The sequence below is a fragment of the Pseudomonas sp. EL_65y_Pfl1_R83 genome (assembly GCF_963970695.1).
Taxonomy (GTDB): domain Bacteria; phylum Pseudomonadota; class Gammaproteobacteria; order Pseudomonadales; family Pseudomonadaceae; genus Aquipseudomonas; species Aquipseudomonas tritici.
The window spans coordinates 170,529-190,785 of the sequence record NZ_CAXAQI010000008.1 but is presented as its reverse complement, the minus strand read 5'-3'; the positions used below and the strand labels follow the sequence as shown (position 1 = coordinate 190,785).

Sequence of the window (20,257 nt, the reverse complement as noted above, 5' to 3'; positions counted from 1 at the left end):
AACCGAAATTTGCCCCCATGAGTCGTGGAGTCCATTGGATTTGGACAGACGGCAATAGACTGAAATTACAATAACTATTTGTTATAAAATAATTTTATGGAATTTACTGGCGCTCCATTACAAGCTATCGGGGTCGCCAAAAAACATTTTGACTTGGCTCTAGCGCAGTGATTCAAGGTCGGCCGAGTTGAAATTTGCCCCCAGTTTTGCCCCCCTGACGCACACCATAAATGCGAAATCGCGTTCTACCATGCAGGCTGGTTGGCGAACAATTTGTCTTCCCGTTCCGCGCGGGATTTTTTCTGGGTATGAGGAGAGCTCATACCCCCATGACTTTTAATGGTTACAGCCCCTCCGGCCCCCGATGTTAAAAAATCGCAAACACAGCTCATCAATAACAAAAAGAGCGTTTGCAATCATGACTAAGCCCCACTGCCGCGTCCCCGCCAGCCTCGTGTTGCGCTCTTCGTATCCCGATGTTTGCCACGTGATCTTTACGATCTGCGTGCGCTTCTGATCACCCCCAAAAAATCCAAAAAGAGTAACGACCCATGAAAGAACTCGACCTGTACATCGGTGAAGGTTTCGAAGGTCCTGGCGTGAATGCCGCACACATCAACATCCTGATCGGCCCGCGCAACGGGCCGGCGGGGCAGGCGTTTGCCAACAGTTTGGCGTCGCCGAGCCAGGGGCATTGCCCTTTTATGGTGATCGCCCAACCGAACATTCCGGTCAAGCCGATGACCCTTTACGTCAACAAAGCCGCGATCAGCAGCGACTTCCACGGGAACGCTACGTGGGGCGCGTCCCAGGCCGGGATTGCCAAGGCAGTGTTGGAGGCGCTGCTGGACGGCACGTTGCCACCGGAAGCCGAGGACGAGTGGGCCATTGTCACTGCCAACTGGGTCAACCCGGCCTGCGATGACCTCGATGCGGTATACCTGAACAACTACAACGCCTGCCGCACCGCGATCCGCGCCGCCCTGACCGGCAAACCGGAAACTGCGCAACTGGCGGATGTGGTCGCTCACATCAGCAACCCCTTCTACACCCCAAAAGCCTGAGGTCTGCGCCATGCAATACATTCGTTTGGGCAACTCCGGCCTGCAAGTCTCCCGCCTGTGCCTGGGCACCATGAACATGGGCACCCCGGACTGGAAACCGTGGATCTTCGATGAAAAGCAAAGCGAGCCGATCGTCGCCCATGCCCTCGACAACGGGGTGAACTTCATTGACCTGGCAGACTTCTATTCCGCGGGTGTCGGTGAAGAAGTGGTCGGGCGCATCGTTAAGCGTCTGGCTCGTCGTGAAGACTTGGTGATCACCACCAAGGTCGGCTACGGCACCCGCAACGGCATCAACGCCAGCGGCCATTCGCGCAAGCACATCATGGACAGCATCGACGCCTCGCTGAAGCGCTTGAACATGGATTACGTCGATGTGTTTATGCTGCATTACTTCGACCTGAATACCCCGGTTGAAGAAACCATGAGTGCGATGAACGACATTGTGCGCTCCGGCAAGGCCCGCTACATCGGGGTGTCGACCATGCTCACCGGGCAGCTGGCGAAGATCCTCATGGCCTGCGAACGCAACGGCTGGGTCAAGCCGATCAACATGCAACTGCAACTGAACTGCGCCTACCGCGAAGAAGAGCGCGAGATGATTCCGTTCTGTCGTGATCAGGGTCTTGGCGTTTCGGTGTTCAGTCCGCTGGCTCGCGGCTTGCTGACCGGTGATGTGCAATCGACCCGTAACCAGACCGACTTTTTCACCCAGCAGATGTACAGCGACGAGGCCTCGTTCGAGATCGCTCATTCGGTACAGCGCGTGGCCCGCGCCCGTGGTGTCTCGAACGCGCAGATCGCTCAAGCCTGGGTTGCCAATCATCCGGGCGTCGATTGCATGCTGGTCGGCGCCGACACCACCGCGCAGTTCGACAGTGCCTTGGCAGCCTTGGAAACCAGGCTCGACGCCGAAGAACTGCATGAGTTGGAACGCAACTACACCCCGTGCGACGTGATCAACGATTACACCGCCGGCAAACGCATCCTGCGCTCGGCTCGCCCGGGTCTGGAACGCTTTACTCTGACTGAGGCTGTGGCATGAGCTCGCTGATCCGTAACGGTAATTTCATCGACGGCCAATGGTCGAGCGGGGGGGCGACCTATCCGGTGTTGAACCCGGCCAATGGCGAAATGATCGCTGAGGTGCAAAAAGCCGGCGCCGAGGAAACCAACCTCGCCATCGCCGCAGCTAATCGTGCCTTGCCGGCCTGGCGAAAATTGACCGCCAAAGAACGCAGCCAGCGCCTCAAGCGCTGGAGCGAATTGATGCTGAGCAACCAGAAAGACCTGGCCACTTTGCTCAGCCGCGAACAGGGCAAACCGCTCGCCGAAGCCATGGGTGAAGTGGTCTACGCCGCAAGCTTTCTGGAATGGTTCGCCGAAGAGGCCAAGCGCGCTTACGGCGACGTAATCCCGAGCCATAGGGCTGATGCGCGAATCATTGTGGTCAAGGAAGCCATCGGCGTGGTTGCGGCGATCACCCCTTGGAACTTCCCGCTGGCAATGGTCACGCGCAAGGTCGGTCCGGCGCTGGCGGCGGGTTGCACAATGATTCTCAAGCCGTCGGAGGAGACGCCGTTGTCAGCCTTCGCCCTGGCCGTGCTGGCCGAGCAGGCGGGGATTCCGGCCGGGGTGTTCAACGTGGTTTCCGGTGACGCCGTGGCGATTGGCGGGGCGCTGCAAGCGTCCGGCATCGTGCGCAAACTGTCGTTTACCGGCTCGACACGTACCGGCAAGCTGCTGATGCGCCAAGCGGCGGATACGCTGAAAAAAGTCTCGCTGGAATTGGGCGGCAACGCGCCATTCATTGTGTTCGACGATGCTGATCTGGACGCTGCTGTCAAAGGTGCGATGGCCTCGAAATTCCGCAACACCGGCCAGACCTGCGTCTGCGTAAATCGTTTCTTCATCCAGGACGGCGTTTACGAGGCGTTCACCGGCAAACTCGCCGAAGCGGTCGCCACGATGCGCGTCGGCAGTGCACTGGACGGTGAAACCGAGCAAGGTCCGTTGATCAACGCGGCGGCGTTGGCCAAGGTTGAGTTGCACGTGAGTGACGCCTTGGCGAAGGGCGCCACGCTGTTGTGCGGCGGTCGTCGTCATGCGCTGGGCGGTACGTTCTACGAGCCGACCATCCTCACCGACGCCAACAGCGACATGCTGATCGCCCAGGATGAAACCTTCGGCCCGGTAGCCGCGTGTTTCCGCTTCAAGGACGAAGCTGAAGTATTGCAACGGGCCAATGACACACCTTACGGATTGTCGGCGTACTTCTACAGCCGCGACATCGGTCGCGTCTGGCGCATGGCCGAAGGTTTGGAGGCCGGCATGGTCGGGATCAACGAAGGCATCATCTCCACGGAAGTCGCGCCGTTTGGCGGCATCAAGGAGTCTGGCCTGGGTCGCGAAGGCTCCAAGTACGGTCTGGAAGACTATCTGGAAATCAAATACCTGTTGATGGGCGGCCTCTGACCCCAACCGTAACGCCTGTGGGAGTGAGCAAGCTCGCCCCACAGGTTCGAGCGCTATCGATTTCTTTTCTCCTTCAATAACAACAACTGGAGACGAACATGTCCGCCCAATCGATAAAGATCGATGACCTGCCCATCGGGCGCTTCCACCTTAAAATCGCCGGTCTGACGTTCGGCGCACATTTCACCGACGGCTATATCCTGGGCCTGATCGGTATTGCGTTCACACTACTCAGCCCGCAGATGCAGCTAGATGCCTTCTGGCAAGGACTGATCGGCGCTTCGGCACTGATTGGCCTGTTTCTTGGCAGCCTGTTCTTCGGCTGGATTTCCGACAAGGTCGGGCGGCAGAAAATCTTCCTGGTCAGTTTTGTCCTGATCACCCTTGCTTCGGTCATGCAGTTCTACGCCGAAACGGCGATGCAGTTATTCCTCTGTCGGGTGATAATCGGCATCGGACTGGGCGGCGACTTCAGCGTCGGCCACGCAATGCTCGCCGAATTCTCGCCCAAAAAACACCGGGGCGTGTTGCTGGGTTCATTCAGCGTTATCTGGACTTTCGGCTATGTTGCCGCGACCTTCGTCGGCACCGCCATGCTCCATCTCGGCGATGACGCTTGGCGCTGGATGCTGGCCTCTTCAGCCATTCCGGCAGCGTTAATTCTAATCGCGCGGATCGGTACGCCCGAGTCACCCCGCTGGTTGGTCAATCAGGGGCGGATTGCCGAAGCACGGGCAATTGTCAAAAAACACCTGGGCGATAATATCGAACTCGATGAAACCCGCTCCACCGAAACCCGTTCCGGCTATGCGGTGCTATTCAGTCGCGAATACCGCAAGCGCACCGCGTTCAACTGCCTGTTCTTCGTCTGCATCGTGATGCCGTATTTTGCGATCTACACGTTTCTGCCGTCGATTCTGCAGAAGCTGGGCTTGGCGGAGGGCTTTGGCACTGAATTGATGTTGAACATGCTGCTGATCATCGGCGCCTTGATCGGCATCTGGTGCACTGTGAAGTTCTCGCGGCGAGGCTTTCTGATCAATTCGTTCATCATCCTAGCGGTGGCCTTGTTCCTGCTGGCATCTCTGCCGGGCAGCGCGCCGTTCCTGATGGTACTGGTATTCGGCGTGTTCACGCTGGTGTTGTCAGCGGTGAGCAACCTGGTGGGCGTATTCCCGGCCGAGAGCTTTCCGACAGAAGTGCGGGCCAGCGGGATTGGCCTTGCTACGGCTGTGAGTCGCTTGGGCTCGGCGGTCAGCACGTTCCTGTTGCCGGTGAGTGTGGCGGGTATCGGCTTGAGCCCAACCATGGGCATCCTGGCGTCGATTCTCGCACTGGGCGCGATCATTTCCTGGGCCTGGGCACCGGAAACCAAATCCCTGACACTGAGCCAGGCGTGCAAGGCGCAGGGTCCGATCGAGAGCGCGGCACCCGCTGCCACAAAGGTCGCAGCCCCAATCTAAAACCCACCACACACCCAATGTGGGAGCGAGCAAGCCCGCTCTCACATTTGAATCTCGGTGTTTCAGGGATTGCTGACCAATCCCAACCAATCAGTAAATAACTGCACTTTCGACAGCCCCTGTTTCTCATTCGCCACATCCAGCCAATACCCATAAGGCCCAAGCACTTCCACCGCAGTGATCGGCAACAGGCTGCCATTCGCCAGCTCCTTTTCAATCATCTGTCGGTCAATCACCGCCAGCCCACCACCGGCCAGTGCCGTGTGGATCACCTGGTCCAGCGTGCTGAACTCCAGCCCTTGCGCAGCATCGACATCCTCGCGGCCCATCGCCGCCAACCAGTTCTCCCACACCTTCAAGCGTTTGCCGTCATGCAGGATGTGCAGCAGCGAAAACTGTCGCAGATCCGGCGGCTGGCCGTTGACGAACAACTCCGGGCTGGCCACCGCTATGTGCCGTTCCATCACCAGCAACTGACTGCTGCAATGGTTGACCGCTTCGAGGCCGAAACGAATGTGGCAGTCGATTTCCGCGAGGTTCTCGTAGCCGTTCTGGTGGGTCACGCTGAGGCTGATGTCCGGGTAGCGTTGGCAGAATGCGCGCAAGTGCGCCGACAACCAGCGCGTGGCCCAGGTCGGTGGTGCGACGATACGCAGGCGTTGGCGCAGGTTGGGCACTCGCACTGCTTGCAGGGCGCGTTCGACGTGGTCGAAGGCATCGCTCAATTGGGGGGAGAGGGCGAGGCCTGTTTGCGTTAGTGACAGGCCTTGGGGCGTGCGGATAAACAGCGCCACGCCGAGATAATCTTCGAGTTGCTTGATCTGACGGCTGACAGCGCCTTGGGTGACGTTCAACCCCAAAGCCGCTTGGCTGAAACTACGATGCCGTGCGACCTCTTCAAAGACGCGCAGCATGTTGAGCGAGGGCAGTTGACGCATGAAAAGAATGACTCCATACCCGCCTTCGACGCAGGAGTGCGCGGGCAGGTTTATTGTTTTTGGTGAATATTCTGTACGGCGTATCTGACTCCTTTCTGAGAGGCTGATGCAAGTGGTGTTTGGGGTAAAAGTCTTCGCGAGCTTGCTCGCGAAGAGGCCTTCAGAAACGCCAAACAATCCGGATCAGAAGTAGTACCCAATGTTCATGTACAGCTGATTCTCCCACTGGTTACTCCCACCCGCCGCCAGGCTTTGGGTGTAGCTGCTGCCACCAATGTACGGGTCATTTTTTCCGTACAGCCATTCCGTCGCGATCCACAGTTTGCTGAAGGAAAACGAGGTCCCCAGGATCAGCCGTTGCGAGGTCTTGAACGCGTCGGCGGATTTGTCGAAGGCGCTATAGTTGGCGTACAGCTTCACACCGCTGATCTGGTCGAACAGGTATTTGCCGGCGACGTCGTAGCTCAGATCGGCGACGTACAAGTTGCCCCGACTGGCGACGTTGTAGGTGCCGTCGTACCCGCCAAGTGTGACGACTTCATCGCTGCCACGGTTACGCGGCGACATTTGTTGCCGCGCCGCTTGCAGTTGCACGCCCCACGGACCGTTCTTGCCGAGGTAGTGCACGGCCACCGCGTTGCGACGGCCATCGTTATCGGTGTCCTTGTTTTCCAGGGTAGAGGTCAGGCCGGAGAGGCCGATTTCGGATTTCCACGCGCCCAGGTCCAAGGCCTTGGCCACGCGCAGCACCACGGTATTGCGTTCCTGGTTGTCGCTCCCGTCGCCCACGTAGCTGTCGGCCCCGGACACCACGCTGGAATACGTCACCCCTTTGCTCGTGCCTTTGCCTTGCCACGCCGGGCGCAGGTAGTAGCCGGCCTGGATGTTCCAGTCGCCACTTTGCTGGATGTACTTGGCGCCGACTTGTTGCACATCTTCCAGGCCGATGACGTTGCCCAGGGTTTCGTAAAAGGTGCTGCCGAAGTACGGCTGCAAACCGAACGGCACCGTATTCAGGCCTACCTGCACTTGCTGGTCGGGATTGAATTTGTAGCCGACCCACGCGAACTTGGCGAACTGGATATCGCCGTAGTTCTTGGTGTACTGGTAAGGATAGGAGCGTCCGTAGAAACGGTACTGGGCCTCGCCGATCCAGGTGTCAGAGTTGTACTTGGCGCTCAGGAACACCGTGTCCAGGCCAAACTTCTGGATGTCGCGGTCCGGGTCATAGTCCCAGCGCGCCCGGATGGCGCCGCCAAGGTCGAGGTTGTCGGTGACCTGCACCGCCATGACCGGCGCCGCGAAGGCGCCGAGCAACGGAATGAGAGCGATGGAACGGACCGCAATCTGAGTAGTTGTGCGCACAGTGATACTCCTGGTTTTTTAGTTATCGTTGGCAACAGCAGCCCATGGAGCAGCGAACGCTGCTACCTGGGAAAAGGGTTGTTGATTCAGTTGGCTTGCGGTCGAATCAGCCTCAGCGTGGGTTCGATGGCAGAAACTTCCGGGATCGCCGAAGCACCGGGTGCCGCCGCGAGCAGTGTCTGGGTGTAGGTGTTTTGCGGTCGCAGCAACACCTGTTCCGCCGTGCCGTACTCCACCACTTCGCCCTGGCGCATCACCGCGATGTAGTCACTGATTTGCGCCGCCACGCGCAGGTCATGGGTGATGAACAAGATGCTCAGGTTGAGGCGCTGTTGCAGCTCGGCGAGCAGCTCCAGAACCTGTTTCTGTACCGAGACATCCAGTGCCGAGACACTTTCATCCGCGATCAGCACTTCCGGTCGCATCGCCAGGGCTCGGGCGATGCCAATGCGCTGACGCTGGCCGCCGGAGAACTGCCGGGGCTTGCGCTTGAGGGCATCACGCTTGAGCCCGACCTGTTCCAGCAGATCACCGGCCTCGGTCCACGCATCCTTGGCCGACAACCCGCGCAATTGCGCGGCGCGGGCGATGATGTCACCGACCCGGTGCCGTGGATTGAGCGAGCCGTACGGGTCCTGGAAAATCATCTGAATACGCCGCCGGTTGGCCGCCAACGCAGAACCGCGCAACGCGAGAAAGTCCGTGTCACCAACCCAGACGTGGCCGCTGTCGCTGTCCACCAGCCGAATCGCCGCTTTCACTAGGGTACTTTTGCCCGAGCCAGACTCGCCAACAATCGCCAGCGTCTTGCCCCGTGGCAGTTGCAGCGAGACATCCTTGAGCGCCGGGATCAAACGACCACCGACGTTGTAGGTTTTGGTCAGGTGCTCGATGCGCAACGCCAACTCACCGTCCGCGCACGGTGCGTGCAGCTCTGGGTGCAGGGCCGGCACAGCGGCGATCAATTTGCGCGTGTACGGGTGTCTCGGCGAGTTGAGTACTTGATCGCGCTCACCGATTTCCACCAGCACACCCCCCTCCATCACGGCGATGCGGTCAGCGATTTCCGCCACTACGCCAAAATCGTGGGTGATGAACAGGATGCCGTGTTGACCACGACCGCGCAGATCGCGAACCAGTTTCAGCACTTGGGCCTGTGTGGTCACATCCAGCGCCGTCGTCGGTTCGTCGGCAATCAGCAAATCCGGGTTCATCGCCAGCGCCATGGCAATCACCACCCGTTGGCATTGGCCGCCCGAAAGTTGATGCGCAAAGCTGTTGGCGATCCGTGGCGGATCAGGCAATTGTGTTGAATCCAGGAGGGCGAGCATACGTTCGCGGCGCTCCGTGGCGGGCATCTGCGGCGCATGAATGTCGAATATTTCCTCGACCTGCTGACCAATGCGAATCGCCGGATTCAGCGCCGCCATGGGCTCCTGGAAAATCATCGCAATGCGGTTGCCGCGCAGCTTGCGCAGAGCGTTTTCGTCCATGCGGCAAATATCGTCGCCGAGGAAATCAATCACGCCTTCAGTGTGGCGCAGGCCTTTGGCGTAATCGCCCATGATTGCGGCCGAGAGCACCGATTTGCCGGAGCCGGACTCGCCGATCACGCAGAGAATTTCGCCCTTGCGTACATCCAGGCTGATGCCCTTGACGGCGTGGCTACGATCGGCGCCGGCGGGCAGTTCGATGGAGAGGTTTTCCACTCTCAATACTTGTTGATGACTCATGCTCAGCTCCTTGCGCCTTTTTGGGCGTTTTCGTCCAGACCGTCCGCCAACAGGCTCAGGCCCAGCATCAGGGTGGAGATGGCAATGCACGGGAAGATCACTAAGTGCGGGAAGACGATGGCCATGCTGCGGCCTTCGTTGATCATGCCGCCCCAATCCGGCGTCGGCGGTGGCAGGCCGAGTCCTAGGAAGCCAAGGGCGCCGATCATGATCGCGGTGTAGCCGATGCGCAGGCAGAAATCGACGATCAACGGGCCGCCGCAATTGGGCAGGATTTCCACCAGCATGATCCGCAACGACCCTTCGCCCTGAGTGATGGCACTGAGCACGTAATCCCGGGAACGGATGTCGATGGTCAGTGCGCGCATGATCCGGAAGATCGCCGGGGCACTGGTGAAGGTCACCGCAATCAGAATGTTCAGCGCCGAAGCGCCGAGGGCGATGATGATCACGATGTACAACACCAGCACCGGGAACGACAGCACGGTGTCGGCGACATAGGACAGCAGCGCATCGACCCAACCATTGAAGTAGCCGGCGCACAGGCCCATGGCGATGCCGACGGCGAATGCGGTCAGCGTCGCCAGAATCGACCAGAACAACACGGTGCGCGTGCCCCAGATCAGCCGCGAGAGAATGTCCCGGCCGATCATGTCGGTGCCCAGCAGAAAGTGCAGGCCGTCGCCATCCGGAGTCATCGGCGTCAGCAGCGGGGTGAAGCTTTCCAACGGGTCGTGGGGCGCCAGCCATGGCGCAAACAGCGCCATCAGCGCCCAGCCGCCAACCAACAGCAAACCGAGTAACGCCAAGGGATTTTTGAACGAATTGAGGACGTTCATTGGCCACCTCCGCCAAGACTGCGCAACGTTATGCGCGGGTTGAGCCAGGTGTAGGCCAGGTCCGAGAAGATTTTGGTCGCGCCGACCACGATGCCACTGATCATCGCGCAGGCTTCGATCAGGTAGACGTCATGGTTCAGCGATGCGGTGTACAGCAGCGAACCGAAACCCTTGTAGGCGAAGAACACCTCGACCACGATCACGTTCGACAGCAGCCACGGGATGTACAACATAATCACGGTGATTGGCGCGATCAGCACGTTGCGCAGGGCATGGCGCAACACGATCCGCGCGGTCGATGCGCCTTTGAGGCGGGCGGTGCGAATGTACGGCGCCTGCATCACTTCGACCATGGAGGCCCGAGTAATACGCGCCAGATAACCGATGCCGAACAGGCACAGCACCATCAGCGGCAGCGCCAGTTCCACGGGATTGAAACCGTCGCTCATACTGCTCACACCCGGCAGCCAGTTGAGCCAGAACACGAAGATCGCCGAGACAAACACCGCGCTGGCGAAGTCCGGTATCGACGTGGTGACGATCGACAGAAACGACACCAATCGATCCACCGCCGAGCCCTGGCGAATCCCGGCCAGGATACCGAGTGTCAACGCTACCGGCACCATCACTGCCAACGCCAATCCAGCGAGGATCAACGTTTGCCCCAGGTTCGGCAGCAGCAGGTCAATCACCGGCTCCCGAAAATGCACCGAGGTGCCCCAATCGCCGCTGAGAAAATCCTTCAGCCACACCAGGTAGCGCCAGACGAAGGGTTGGTTGTAACCGTGTTCCACCAGCCATGCAGCGCGCTGGTCGGCGGCGGAGTAGGGGCCGAGGACGTTGATTGCGACGTCTTCGATATTCAGTTCCAGCGCCAGGAACACGATCACTGACACCGACAGCAAGGTTGCCGCCAGCGCACATAACTTGCGCAATAGAAATTCAGCCATGCTCGCACGCTCCGGCTAATCAAGGGATGGCGGCCCGCCGCAGCTGAATGGGCGGGCTCGTTCGGGGCGCTTGAATCAGGCGCTCAACCAGACTTGATCCATTGGGTAGAAGTCCGAGGGGTGAACCTGGAACCCCTGGACTTTCTTGCTCGCGGCGGTGAATTTATCGCCCCAGAACGGCTGGACCATAACGCAGGCGTCTTGCAGTATCTGCTCGACGCTTTGCATCGCTGCTGCCCGTTGTTTCGGGTCGATGATGCCCATGGCTTTGTCCAGCGCTGCGTCGAATGCCGGGTCGCTGTAGTGGCTTTCATTCCAGGCCGCGCCGCTGCGGTAGGCCAGTTCCAGCGACATCACGCCGAGCGGGCGATGTGCCCAGTAGGTGAGGCTGAACGCGGCTTTGTCCCAGATTGGCCAGTATTGAGTGGCGGGGATCACTTTGAGGTTGATACGAATGCCGGCCTCGGCGCAGTTTTGTTGCAGGATCTGCGCGCAATCCTGTTCGTAGCGACCCTGGGTGTTGCCGACGATCAGATCGATGTCGATGCCGTTCGGATGGCCGGCTTCGGCGAGTAGTTTCTTCGCACCCGCCACGTCCCGCGCACGTTTGGGCAGCGGGAAGTATTCCGGGTGGGACGGAGCGACGTGGTGGTCTTCGCCCAACGTACCCATGCCGCGATAGGCGATTTTCAGCATCTGCGCGTTGTCGGCGCAGAGCACTACGGCTTTGCGAATACGCAGGTCGTCGAACGGCTTCTGGTCGCAGGCCATGCGCATGACGATGGTTTGTGCCGACTTGCAGGTGAGCAATTGCGCGCCCGGCAAGCGTTTCGCCAGATCCAGTTCGGCCACCGTTACCCGGTACAACACGTCCACTTGCCCAGCCTGCAGCGCGGCGAGATGGGTGGAAATGTCGGTGCCCATGTCGACGTAGCGCAGCTCGTCGAGGTTGGCCGGTGTGCGCCAGTAATCGGCGCGCTTGGCAAAGGTCGCCTGCTTGTTGACCGCGAACGACACCAGTTTGAACGGGCCGGTGCCCAGCGGGTTTTTCGCCCAGTCGTCACCGGCCTTGAAGCTGCGGTGCACGATGGCGCAAGTGAAGGCATTGAGCATTTCCGGGATCGCCAGCATCGGTCGGTTGAGCACCAGGCGGAACTGGAAGTCACTGACTTTTTCGAACGCTGTAATGTCCTGGAACGCGGTGCGGTTGACCGACTTGGAGTCGGCGGCAATCCAGCGCTCGATGTTGTGCTGCACGTCTTCGACGTTGAAGGTGTCGCCGTTGCTCCACTTCACGTCCTGGCGCAGGTTGAAGGTCCAGGTTTTCAGGTCGTCGGACGGGCTCCAGCTCTCGGCCAGGTACGGGTGAGTGACGTTGTCGGCATCGACCCAGGTCAGGAACTCCAGGGAGTTGCGCAGCAGGTTCGAGGCTTCGATCCAGGTGATAAGCATCGGGTCCTGGATTTCCTGGATGGCGCAGGCAAACCGCAGGCTGCCGCCCTGGCGCGGTGTTACCGCTTCAGCGGCATGGGCCGAGTTACCGAGCAGCGCGGAACCGAGAAAAGTGCTGGCGCTGGCGGCGGTTACGCCCAGCAGCGCGGCGGTGCGCAGGAATTGGCGACGATTGATCTCGCCACTTTTGACTTGGGTACACAGGTCGTTTACCGCTGGATGCGGCAAGGCGCCGTCCAGTGTCATTAAGTCTTTCATATGCCTCTCCGATAACGTGCAAAAGTGCGTTTTTCGACTGGCCGCAGATGGGGCGAGCGGCAGACGCGGTCGGTTCGATGAACCGAGACTGTCAGTGGCAAGCAGCGCGCAGGCGTGACAGGCGTAAAGCCGGCAGAAGAACAAGGCGCAACGCAATCAGGAAGACGAAGGCGGGATAGGACATAGGGCTGCTCTCATGTTGTTTTTATTAGAGATGCCCGCAGTTTTGTCATCTGGGCAAAGATCGACAAACGATAAATTCAATGCTGAAACGTTCGATAAATGCATGTTACTGACCGTAAGTAAGGCTGCCGCTTGAGCTAGACAGGCCGGACGGAGGAAAGCGCGGGTACGAACACTGCGCGGTGGCCGCAAACGCCCCTTGTTCCGGATGGGAACAAGGGGAAAAACGGACGGTGCCGAAGGAGGTGACGGTGCCGTCGGGGGCAACTCAACGCGGCATCAGGCGCGGATCGAACGGGTAGTCCGAGAGCAATTCGATGCCGTTTTCGTGGATGTAGATCTGCTCTTCGAGCTTGACCCCTTCGCCGCCCTCATCGTGGCCGATGTAGCTTTCCACGCAGATGGTCATGCCGGCTTCGAAAACCCCGTCGTAACCCAGCGCATCAATGTCTTCGCGGTGCACCACGTACGGGTATTCACCGGTCATGCCAACCCCGTGGGCCAGGGCGAAATAACGGTTGGCCTTGTAGTTGTCCGGGATGCGCCAGGCCAGCTCGGCGTATTCTTTGAAGCTGCGTCCGGCCTTGAGCATTTCCATGTTGGTCTGCACTTGTTCGTAGGCCAGCTTGTACAGCTCCTGTTGCTTGGCGGTGGCGGCTTGCTCGCCGCACAGGAAGGTTCGCGAAAAGTCCGCGTAGTAGCCGAAACGCCCGACCACATCGGTGTCCAGCGCTACCAGGTCACCGGCTTCGATGGGCCGGGTGCTGCATTCCTGGAACCACGGATTGGTTCGCGGGCCGGAGGACAGCAGGCGGGTTTCGACGTAGTCACCGTCGGTGGCGATCACGTGCTGGTGCAGGTGCGACCACAGTTCGTTTTCGCTGATGCCTGGCACCAGTTTGCTTTCCATCAACCGCACGCCGGCCTCGGTGGCACGCAGGCTGGCGCGGATCATCTTCAATTCGTTCGGCACCTTGATGCAGCGCGCTCGCTCCAGTGGTTCCTGGGCATCGAAAATCTGGTAGCCGAGTTTTTGCAGTTCGAACGCAGCGGCCGAGGTCGCGCTTTCGATGGCGATGCGTTTGTTGCCGCCGCCGTGCTTGCGCACCAGGTCATCGATTTCAGCGGCCCATTCGGCGGTGACGTTATTGAGGAAGCTGTCGCAGAAGTAATAGGAGATGGCTTTGGCTGGGCGCACTTCATCGACGGTGTTGAGCTGTTCCGCCAGGTGCAGACAGCCGCCGAATTCGAAGACCACCACCGGGCCTTCTGCCGGGATGAAGGCGTAACGTGCCGGATTGCGCGCCGAGTACACCTGCATGTTGCGCGAGCCGGTGGCGTAGCGCATGTGGGTCGGGTCGAACAGCACGCACGCGGCGTAGTCGCGTTTTTTCAGTTCGTTACGCACCCTTTGCAAGCGGTCGAGCTGGATCTGCTGGATCTCGTCGTACGTCGGTTCGCAGTCGGCGGGGTTGCGGTTAGGGCCGGACAGACTCATGGGGTGTTCCTCGCAGGGCAAATACGGTTGGTATTTTCTAATAGTTTTTGGAATGGCTCAGTCGAGCAACTGGTCGCTGCGCACCAGGTTGCGTTCGGCTTGCAGATGGGCTTCGGACAGGCGTCCGTAAAGCTGCTTGGTGCGCTGGGCACGGCCGATGATTCCGGGTTTTTCGGAGTAGGCGAAGATCGCCGTATTACGTTCAGTAGCGCCTTCGACCCGGGTTACCCGGTGCACTGAAAAGCGGCCCTTGAAGATCTGCAAGTCGCCTGGGTTGAGTTCCAGTTCCTGCACGCGGATGCGGTCGTCCCCGCGCACCACGTTGCCGACGGCGCCGAGGTTTTCCTGGGTACGCGTGCGGATCATCGGTGCGTACTCGAACAGGCCGCCAGCCTCAGGCTTCTGGGTCATCATGCTGACGATGAATTCGTTGGTATCGAAGTGCCAAGGCTGCTCGGTGCCTTCGGGCATCACGTTGATCACCAGCCCGGCGAACGGATCGGCGTATTCGAAAATCTCCGGCTCGTCGAGGCAGGCACCGATGAATCGCTTCATCATCGGCGAGACGTACAGGCGATGAATGATTGCGTCCGGGGCAATCATGTCCCGCGTGACAAAACCGCTGGTGCGCTCCATGAATGTGCGGCGCGGATCATCCTGGGGCAGGGCGGGGTCGTCTTCGGTGAAGTAGGCGTTGACCTTGCGCACCGAATAAAAGGTCTTGCCCGACAGCGCCTGACCCTCGGCACGCGCCTGTTCCAGCGCCTCGGGCCGCAGAAAATTCTTCAGCAGGCAGCAACCGTCCTCGGCCAATTCGGCGCGGGCGTGTTCGATCAACGCCTGCAACCGGACATGGCCCGAATCATGTATGGGGTACAACTCGGTATTAATAATATCGCTGATATCGCCCACTTCGGCGTCGGCAAGTTGAAGGCTCATGCAAGTCTCCTGGAACTATCAATTAACAGTGTTTGGCGTTGAATTGATAGTTGCTTAAAGAGGTGTGAAGTGGAAATTACAAGTTGTGATCGAATCCATCGGCAGGGGCGATAGTTATGTCAGGCGAACTGGATGGGACCTTACTTAAAGTGTTTGTCGCGATTATCGAGTGCCACGGGTTTTCTGCGGCGGCCGAGCGCTTGCACAAAACCCAATCGACCATCAGCCAGAATTTGCAGCGTCTGGAAGAGATCGTCGGCACGCCGTTGGTCCAGCGCACCAGTCGCTCTGTGAGCCTGACACCCGGTGGCGAGACATTTCTGATCTATGCGCGGCAGATCCTCAAACTGCACGCCGATGCGATCAACGCCGTGCAGCTGCCCGATGAGCAGGTGTGCATTCACGTCGGCATGCCCGAGGACTACGCCCAGTTTTGCCTGGCCGGGGTGTTGCGCGACTTTCAGGAGCAGTTCCCAAAGGTGCGGCCGGACATTTGTTGCGAGATGTCGACGGCGCTGGTCAGTCGCTTGCAACGCGGTGAACTGGACCTGGTGCTCGGTGTGCAACACGCCAATCTGCAAGCGGGTGAATACCTGTGCGACGAGCCGCTGGTGTGGGTGGCGGCTGAGGGGTGGTGCGCCGGTGCGGATGCATCGGTGCCGCTGGCGGTTTATGCCGAGGGCTGCGCCTTTCGTGCCAACGCCGTACGGGCGCTGGCCGAGGCCGGGCGGGCGTGGCATGTGGTTTACACCAGCCAGAGCCCGCGTGGCATCGGGATTGCCATTGAACAGGGCCAGTCGGTCGGCGTCACGGCGCGGCGCCTGGTGCCGGCGGGTTGGCAGGTGCTGGACGAGGCTCAGGGCTTTCCGCCGATTGAGCCGGCACGGTTGATGTTCTGGCGTTCTACTCAGTGCGCGGCGCTGGCAGTGGAGGCTTTGGTGGACATTTTGTCGCGCCGCTTAGGCCGTTCAGAGTGGCTGGCCGAGCGCCGGCTCACAGCGTTGACGGCGGGCCATCAGCCCCAGCAATAACAGGCTTGCGGTAACCCAGCAGACTATCCAGCCGTGCACCAGGCCAAACTGCCCGGTGGCTTGTAGCAGCCAGCCGCACAGCCAATTGGCGATGGCGCTGCCCAAGCCATAACCGACCATGCTCAGGCTCACCACTTGCAGGCTTTGCACGGGGCTCAAGCGTGTGCTGAGGTAGGCTGCCATCAGGCCCCAGACCGGGAAATAGAACAGCGCGAACAGCCCGGCCGCCAGCCAGGTCATGCTCAGGCTCGGTTGCCAGAGTAGGGCGAGCATTGCCAGGCCGAAAGCGCTGATGCTCAATGCCATCACCCTCAATGCCCCCCAGCGATCCGCCAGCGAACCCAGCAACAAACCGCCGACAACTCCGCTCATTCCGATCAGTGTCCACAGTGAGCCGGTGACCTGCGCGTTGGCGCCCAGCCGTTCGCTGGCAAACGCCGAAAGGAAATTCAGGAAGGGACCGCTGATCCCGCCAATAAAGGCGCTGAGCAGCAGTATGTGCAGCGCCACCGGGTATTCCAGGCACAGCTTCAACCATTGCCTGAGTACCCGACGCAGCGACGGCGCGCTGCTTGGCTTGATGCGCTGGCCTGTCGCCAACGGCGCCAAGACCCAAAAGGTCAATAGAGTGGCAATCAGCGTCATCCCGGCGCAAATCAGCCAGAAGTGTCGCAACGAGATGCCCTGCAACAGGGTGATGAGCACACCGTTAAGGCAGATCGCAAACGCCGCCCCCGACGACGCCAGCCCCAGCACGCGGCTGCGGTGGGAGGCGGGGATCACTTCGCTGACCAGTGCGGCGATGGCGTTCCAGTTCGACACGGCGCAGGCCGAGACCATTGCCAGGCATAGCGCGAACGGCAGCACCCATGGGGTGGCGACCGCCAAGGCCAGCAGCGCCGGGCTCAAGGCCATCGTCAGCTTTACCATGGTGCGCGGGCTGATCCACGCCGCGGCGATGCCGCTGACAATGGACGCACCCATGTAGAACAGTTGCAGCAGCGCCGCGATGAACGCGGCCTGGCTGTAGCTCAGCTCGAACACTTGGCGGATCTGGGGTAATAGGGCCGAATAAAGGAAGATACTGAAGCCGTGGGTGGTGGCGTTACACGCGGTAAAGATAAGCGCCAATAAAACAATACTTCTTGTGGGTGAGTGTGTGTTGATTGGCATGGGGTTGGCTCGGTCAGTTTAATTGCAATAGATTGGGGCGAAAGTGCAGGAGCTGCCCTATGTGAGTGCGTGGGTTTGGTCAGGTGTTTAATTGAAATAAGACTAGCGTTTATATAAAGAAAACAGCCAATGCTTAATAGTCATGAGTGTGCTGCGAAATACTCATGCTATTTATACGTCCGCGACAGTGGCAGGGCTGAAACCGACGTAATACGACGGTTGACGGTTACCTGTGGCGAGGAGGGCAACCCCCTCGCCATAGGAATTGATGCCCGTCCGGGGAAATTGCCCCGCACAACACAAAAATGCATGTTACTCAGGAAATTTCCCGCAAGCCGTGGGATGCTTGGGGCTCGTCAGCCCCAGCGCGAGTACTGTTCATGAAACGCAAAATGCCCGCGCTCAATGCGCTCAAAGCCTTCGAAGTGGCCGGCAGTACCGGCAGCTTTACCCGCGCGGCGGAGCTGCTCAATGTCACCCAGAGTGCGGTCAGCCGCCAGGTGCGCCAGCTCGAAGAACAGCTCGGTGAGAATCTGCTGGAACGCCGGCATCACTACCTCGAACTGACCAGCGCCGGCCGGGTTTTGCTGCGGGCGCTGCATCAATCCTTCGACAAAATCGAGCTGACGGTACGCAGCATCCAGCAGAAGTCTCACGCCAATCGCCTGCACATCAACGCACCGCCAACGTTCACCAGCCGCTGGTTGATGCCGCGCCTGGGGCGGCTGCGGGAGAAGCACCCCGAATTGGAGCTGAGCATTACCACGCGCTTGCAGGACAGCCTGGCGGAAACCAGCACCCTGGACTGCGCGATCCGCTTTGGCGATGGCGAATGGGATGGGCTGGACAGCTCGCTGCTGATCCAGGAACGGCACATCGCGGTGTGTGCACCGTCGTTGTATGCGCGGGAATGGAGCGAGCGTGGCATCGACCTTAATCGCCTGACCTTGCTGCATGTGTTGGCCAGGGAAGACCAGCGTTACCTGACTTGGAAACACTGGCTCGACGCGGCGAAAATCAGCGGTGTCGATACCCAGGGCGGCTATGAATTCGACCTGCTGGACCTGGCGATTCGCGCCGCCACTGACGGCTTGGGTATCACCATTGCTGACTGGCACATGGTTGCCCCGGAACTGGCCAGCGGGCAGTTGACCCAGGTACTGAACGTGCATGTGGAAGGGCATCAATCCTACTGGTTGGTAACTCGGCCGGAGCAGACCTTGATGCCGCAATTACAGGTGTTCAGCCAGTGGTTGCAGGAGGAAATCTGGTTGGCGCAAAGGCAGCTCGAACCCTCCACCGCCGCCAGTTGAACCTCGACCCCACCCGGATTTGAGTCGTTCAAGAGGTAACCTGCATTTTTCGAATGTTCCAACGCTCAATAAATCGTTTGTTCAACCTCCTCAGGATGCCAAGACTGCCGGAATTGGATAAAAACAACGATGGGCGATTGACATGCGACTTGAGCGAAACTTTGTAAACGGTCACTTCATTGAGCCTGCCAGCGATGCGCTGATTGCGGTCTACAACCCAGCGACCGAAGCCTTGGTCGGTCAGGTCTCGGCCGCCACCAGCGCTGAAGCCACCGCCGCTGTTGAAGCCGCCGCCGCCGCCCAGACGCGCTGGGGCAAGCTCACCAGCATCGAACGCGCCGAGCACTTGCGCTCATTCGCTGACGCCCTGGAGGCCTGCGCCGAGAGCATCGGTGCTGCCCTGGCCGCCGAGTCCGGCAAAAGTGTCAGCGACGCCAGCAACGAAGCCCGTTACGCCGCGCAAATCACCCGTTACCACGCCGAGTGGGCACGACGGATCGAAGGCGAGATCATTCCCAGTGATACCCCGAACGAAAACCTTTTCCTGCACCGCGAGCCGATTGGTGTGGTCGCCTGCCTGATTCCGTTCAACTACCCGGTCTACACCTTGCTGCGCAAAATCGCCCCGGCACTGATTGCCGGTAACACCGTGGTGGTGCGCCCGAGTAACAACACGCCGACCTCGGCGTTTGAAATCGCCAAGGCTGTGCAGCAATCCGGTCTACCCGCTGGCGTGGTCAACATCCTGACCATGGACCATGCCACCGCCGCTACGGTCTGCACCCACAAAGCAGTCGGCTTGATCACCCTGACCGGAAGCGTCAACGCCGGGCGCATCGTGCTCGATTATTGCAAGGCCAACATCGCCAAGCCGTCCCTGGAACTGGGTGGCAAAACCCCGGCGATCATCGAAGCCGATGCTGATCTTGAAGCCGCCGCCAGCGCTATCGTCGCGTCCAAGACCACGCACTGCGGTCAGTTGTGCACGGCGGTGGAGCGGGTTTATGTGCAGGACAGTGTCTACGAACAATTCCTCGGGTTGCTCAAAGCCAAAATCAGCGCAGTGAAGTTTGGCGACCGCGCCACCGACGCCAGCCTGATGGGCCCGTTGGTCAACGCAAGCTCGCAGCAGAACATCCACGCCATGGTCGAGCGCGCTGTCGCCGACGGTGCTGTACTGGAAACAGGCGGTTTCATTCCTGAGGGCAACGGCCATTTCTACCCGCCGACGCTGTTGAGCAACTGTCGCCAGGATATGGAAATCATCCAGGAAGAAATCTTCGGCCCGGTGCTGCCAGTGCTCAAGTACCGCGACATCGAAGACGCGCTGGCCATGGCCAACGACCATCAGTTCGGCCTGTCGTCGGTGCTGTACACCGAAAACTACCGGACCACCATGAAAGTCGCCAACACCATCGAGGCCGGCGAGTTGTACGTCAACCGGACGCCGGCCGACCCCTACCAGGGCTTCCACGCCGGGTGGAAACGCTCGGGCCTTGGCGGCGATGACGGCAAACACGGCATGCTGGAATTCACCCAGACCCGACTCGTGGTGATGAAGTACTAGACCGGCAGCTACAAGT

Annotated in this window: 16 protein-coding genes; 7 read left to right on the top strand and 9 right to left on the bottom strand. The window is 59.8% G+C overall.

The window, feature by feature from the left end; genetic code table 11:
- The first annotated feature begins 551 nt into the window (after positions 1 to 551).
- The 4 genes from fae (at position 552) to AACY08_RS14240 (ending at position 5,002) form a co-directional block, all read left to right on the top strand.
- The gene (gene fae / locus AACY08_RS14255; protein WP_339470007.1) at positions 552 to 1,064 is read left to right on the top strand and encodes a formaldehyde-activating enzyme; all 513 of its coding nucleotides are present in this window, start codon (positions 552 to 554) and stop codon (positions 1,062 to 1,064) included.
- 10 nt (positions 1,065 to 1,074) lie between these two features.
- Positions 1,075 to 2,109, top strand: a complete 1,035-nt coding sequence (locus AACY08_RS14250; RefSeq protein ID WP_034135577.1) for an aldo/keto reductase — start codon at positions 1,075 to 1,077, stop codon at positions 2,107 to 2,109.
- Positions 2,106 to 3,539: an NAD-dependent succinate-semialdehyde dehydrogenase gene (locus AACY08_RS14245; RefSeq protein ID WP_339470005.1), complete on the top strand. Its 1,434-nt coding sequence runs from the start codon at positions 2,106 to 2,108 to the stop codon at positions 3,537 to 3,539. The genes AACY08_RS14250 and AACY08_RS14245 overlap by 4 nt, the downstream gene beginning before the upstream one ends.
- A gap of 98 nt (positions 3,540 to 3,637) precedes the next feature.
- Positions 3,638 to 5,002, top strand: a complete 1,365-nt coding sequence (locus tag AACY08_RS14240; protein ID WP_339470004.1) for an MFS transporter — start codon at positions 3,638 to 3,640, stop codon at positions 5,000 to 5,002.
- A 62-nt stretch (positions 5,003 to 5,064) separates the two neighbouring features.
- Here the strand turns inward: AACY08_RS14240 and AACY08_RS14235 are convergent, their stop codons facing one another.
- The 8 genes from AACY08_RS14235 to AACY08_RS14200 all read right to left on the bottom strand — a co-directional run bounded on the left by AACY08_RS14235 (position 5,065) and on the right by AACY08_RS14200 (position 15,157).
- Positions 5,065 to 5,940, bottom strand: a complete 876-nt coding sequence (locus AACY08_RS14235) for a LysR substrate-binding domain-containing protein (protein ID WP_339470003.1) — start codon at positions 5,938 to 5,940, stop codon at positions 5,065 to 5,067.
- A 183-nt stretch (positions 5,941 to 6,123) separates the two neighbouring features.
- Positions 6,124 to 7,230, bottom strand: a complete 1,107-nt coding sequence (locus tag AACY08_RS14230) for a hypothetical protein (protein ID WP_224793967.1) — start codon at positions 7,228 to 7,230, stop codon at positions 6,124 to 6,126.
- Between the two features lie 161 nt (positions 7,231 to 7,391).
- Positions 7,392 to 9,038, bottom strand: a complete 1,647-nt coding sequence (locus AACY08_RS14225) for an ABC transporter ATP-binding protein (protein WP_339470002.1) — start codon at positions 9,036 to 9,038, stop codon at positions 7,392 to 7,394.
- A gap of 2 nt (positions 9,039 to 9,040) precedes the next feature.
- Positions 9,041 to 9,877 carry an ABC transporter permease gene (locus AACY08_RS14220; protein WP_339470001.1) on the bottom strand — a complete coding sequence of 279 codons (837 nt, stop codon included), beginning with the start codon at positions 9,875 to 9,877 and terminating at the stop codon, positions 9,041 to 9,043.
- Complete coding sequence (locus AACY08_RS14215; protein WP_339470000.1) at positions 9,874 to 10,827, bottom strand: ABC transporter permease; 954 nt, start codon at positions 10,825 to 10,827, stop codon at positions 9,874 to 9,876. Before AACY08_RS14215 ends, AACY08_RS14220 begins: the two co-directional genes overlap by 4 nt.
- A gap of 75 nt (positions 10,828 to 10,902) precedes the next feature.
- A complete protein-coding gene (locus tag AACY08_RS14210) occupies positions 10,903 to 12,537 on the bottom strand; it encodes an ABC transporter substrate-binding protein (protein ID WP_339469998.1) in 1,635 nt (544 codons plus the stop codon).
- Between the two features lie 451 nt (positions 12,538 to 12,988).
- Complete coding sequence (locus AACY08_RS14205; protein WP_339469996.1) at positions 12,989 to 14,218, bottom strand: M24 family metallopeptidase; 1,230 nt, start codon at positions 14,216 to 14,218, stop codon at positions 12,989 to 12,991.
- 57 nt (positions 14,219 to 14,275) lie between these two features.
- Positions 14,276 to 15,157: a HalD/BesD family halogenase gene (locus AACY08_RS14200; RefSeq protein WP_339469995.1), complete on the bottom strand. Its 882-nt coding sequence runs from the start codon at positions 15,155 to 15,157 to the stop codon at positions 14,276 to 14,278.
- Positions 15,158 to 15,273: 116 nt separating this feature from the next.
- On the opposite strand from AACY08_RS14200, the gene AACY08_RS14195 reads away from it, so the two are divergent.
- On the top strand, positions 15,274 to 16,188 hold the full coding sequence (locus tag AACY08_RS14195) for a LysR family transcriptional regulator (RefSeq protein WP_339469993.1): 915 nt from the start codon (positions 15,274 to 15,276) through the stop codon (positions 16,186 to 16,188).
- Here the strand turns inward: AACY08_RS14195 and AACY08_RS14190 are convergent.
- The gene (locus tag AACY08_RS14190) at positions 16,126 to 17,361 is read right to left on the bottom strand and encodes an MFS transporter (RefSeq protein ID WP_339469992.1); all 1,236 of its coding nucleotides are present in this window, start codon (positions 17,359 to 17,361) and stop codon (positions 16,126 to 16,128) included. The genes AACY08_RS14195 and AACY08_RS14190 overlap by 63 nt on opposite strands.
- A gap of 380 nt (positions 17,362 to 17,741) precedes the next feature.
- Here AACY08_RS14190 and AACY08_RS14185 point away from each other — a divergent pair, with 380 nt between their 5' ends.
- Positions 17,742 to 18,674 (top strand): LysR substrate-binding domain-containing protein, encoded by a 933-nt coding sequence (locus tag AACY08_RS14185; RefSeq protein WP_339469991.1) that lies wholly within the window; start codon positions 17,742 to 17,744, stop codon positions 18,672 to 18,674.
- A 142-nt stretch (positions 18,675 to 18,816) separates the two neighbouring features.
- Positions 18,817 to 20,241: an aldehyde dehydrogenase gene (gene aldA, locus AACY08_RS14180; RefSeq protein ID WP_339469989.1), complete on the top strand. Its 1,425-nt coding sequence runs from the start codon at positions 18,817 to 18,819 to the stop codon at positions 20,239 to 20,241.
- Positions 20,242 to 20,257 lie beyond the last annotated feature (16 nt).

Bases quoted from the DNA above. Each gene is read 5' to 3' on its own strand.
- aldA (WP_339469989.1), top strand. From the start codon at position 18,817: ATGCGACTTGAGCGAAACTTTGTAAACGGTCACTTCATTGAGCCTGCC.
- AACY08_RS14200 (WP_339469995.1), bottom strand. From the start codon at position 15,157: ATGAGCCTTCAACTTGCCGACGCCGAAGTGGGCGATATCAGCGATATT.
- AACY08_RS14185 (WP_339469991.1), top strand. From the start codon at position 17,742: ATGAAACGCAAAATGCCCGCGCTCAATGCGCTCAAAGCCTTCGAAGTG.
- AACY08_RS14250 (WP_034135577.1), top strand. From the start codon at position 1,075: ATGCAATACATTCGTTTGGGCAACTCCGGCCTGCAAGTCTCCCGCCTG.
- AACY08_RS14210 (WP_339469998.1), bottom strand. From the start codon at position 12,537: ATGAAAGACTTAATGACACTGGACGGCGCCTTGCCGCATCCAGCGGTA.
- AACY08_RS14230 (WP_224793967.1), bottom strand. From the start codon at position 7,230: ATGGCGGTGCAGGTCACCGACAACCTCGACCTTGGCGGCGCCATCCGG.
- AACY08_RS14245 (WP_339470005.1), top strand. From the start codon at position 2,106: ATGAGCTCGCTGATCCGTAACGGTAATTTCATCGACGGCCAATGGTCG.
- fae (WP_339470007.1), top strand. From the start codon at position 552: ATGAAAGAACTCGACCTGTACATCGGTGAAGGTTTCGAAGGTCCTGGC.
- AACY08_RS14240 (WP_339470004.1), top strand. From the start codon at position 3,638: ATGTCCGCCCAATCGATAAAGATCGATGACCTGCCCATCGGGCGCTTC.
- AACY08_RS14205 (WP_339469996.1), bottom strand. From the start codon at position 14,218: ATGAGTCTGTCCGGCCCTAACCGCAACCCCGCCGACTGCGAACCGACG.
- AACY08_RS14225 (WP_339470002.1), bottom strand. From the start codon at position 9,038: ATGAGTCATCAACAAGTATTGAGAGTGGAAAACCTCTCCATCGAACTG.
- AACY08_RS14215 (WP_339470000.1), bottom strand. From the start codon at position 10,827: ATGGCTGAATTTCTATTGCGCAAGTTATGTGCGCTGGCGGCAACCTTG.
- AACY08_RS14235 (WP_339470003.1), bottom strand. From the start codon at position 5,940: ATGCGTCAACTGCCCTCGCTCAACATGCTGCGCGTCTTTGAAGAGGTC.
- AACY08_RS14195 (WP_339469993.1), top strand. From the start codon at position 15,274: ATGTCAGGCGAACTGGATGGGACCTTACTTAAAGTGTTTGTCGCGATT.
- AACY08_RS14220 (WP_339470001.1), bottom strand. From the start codon at position 9,877: ATGAACGTCCTCAATTCGTTCAAAAATCCCTTGGCGTTACTCGGTTTG.
- AACY08_RS14190 (WP_339469992.1), bottom strand. From the start codon at position 17,361: ATGCCAATCAACACACACTCACCCACAAGAAGTATTGTTTTATTGGCG.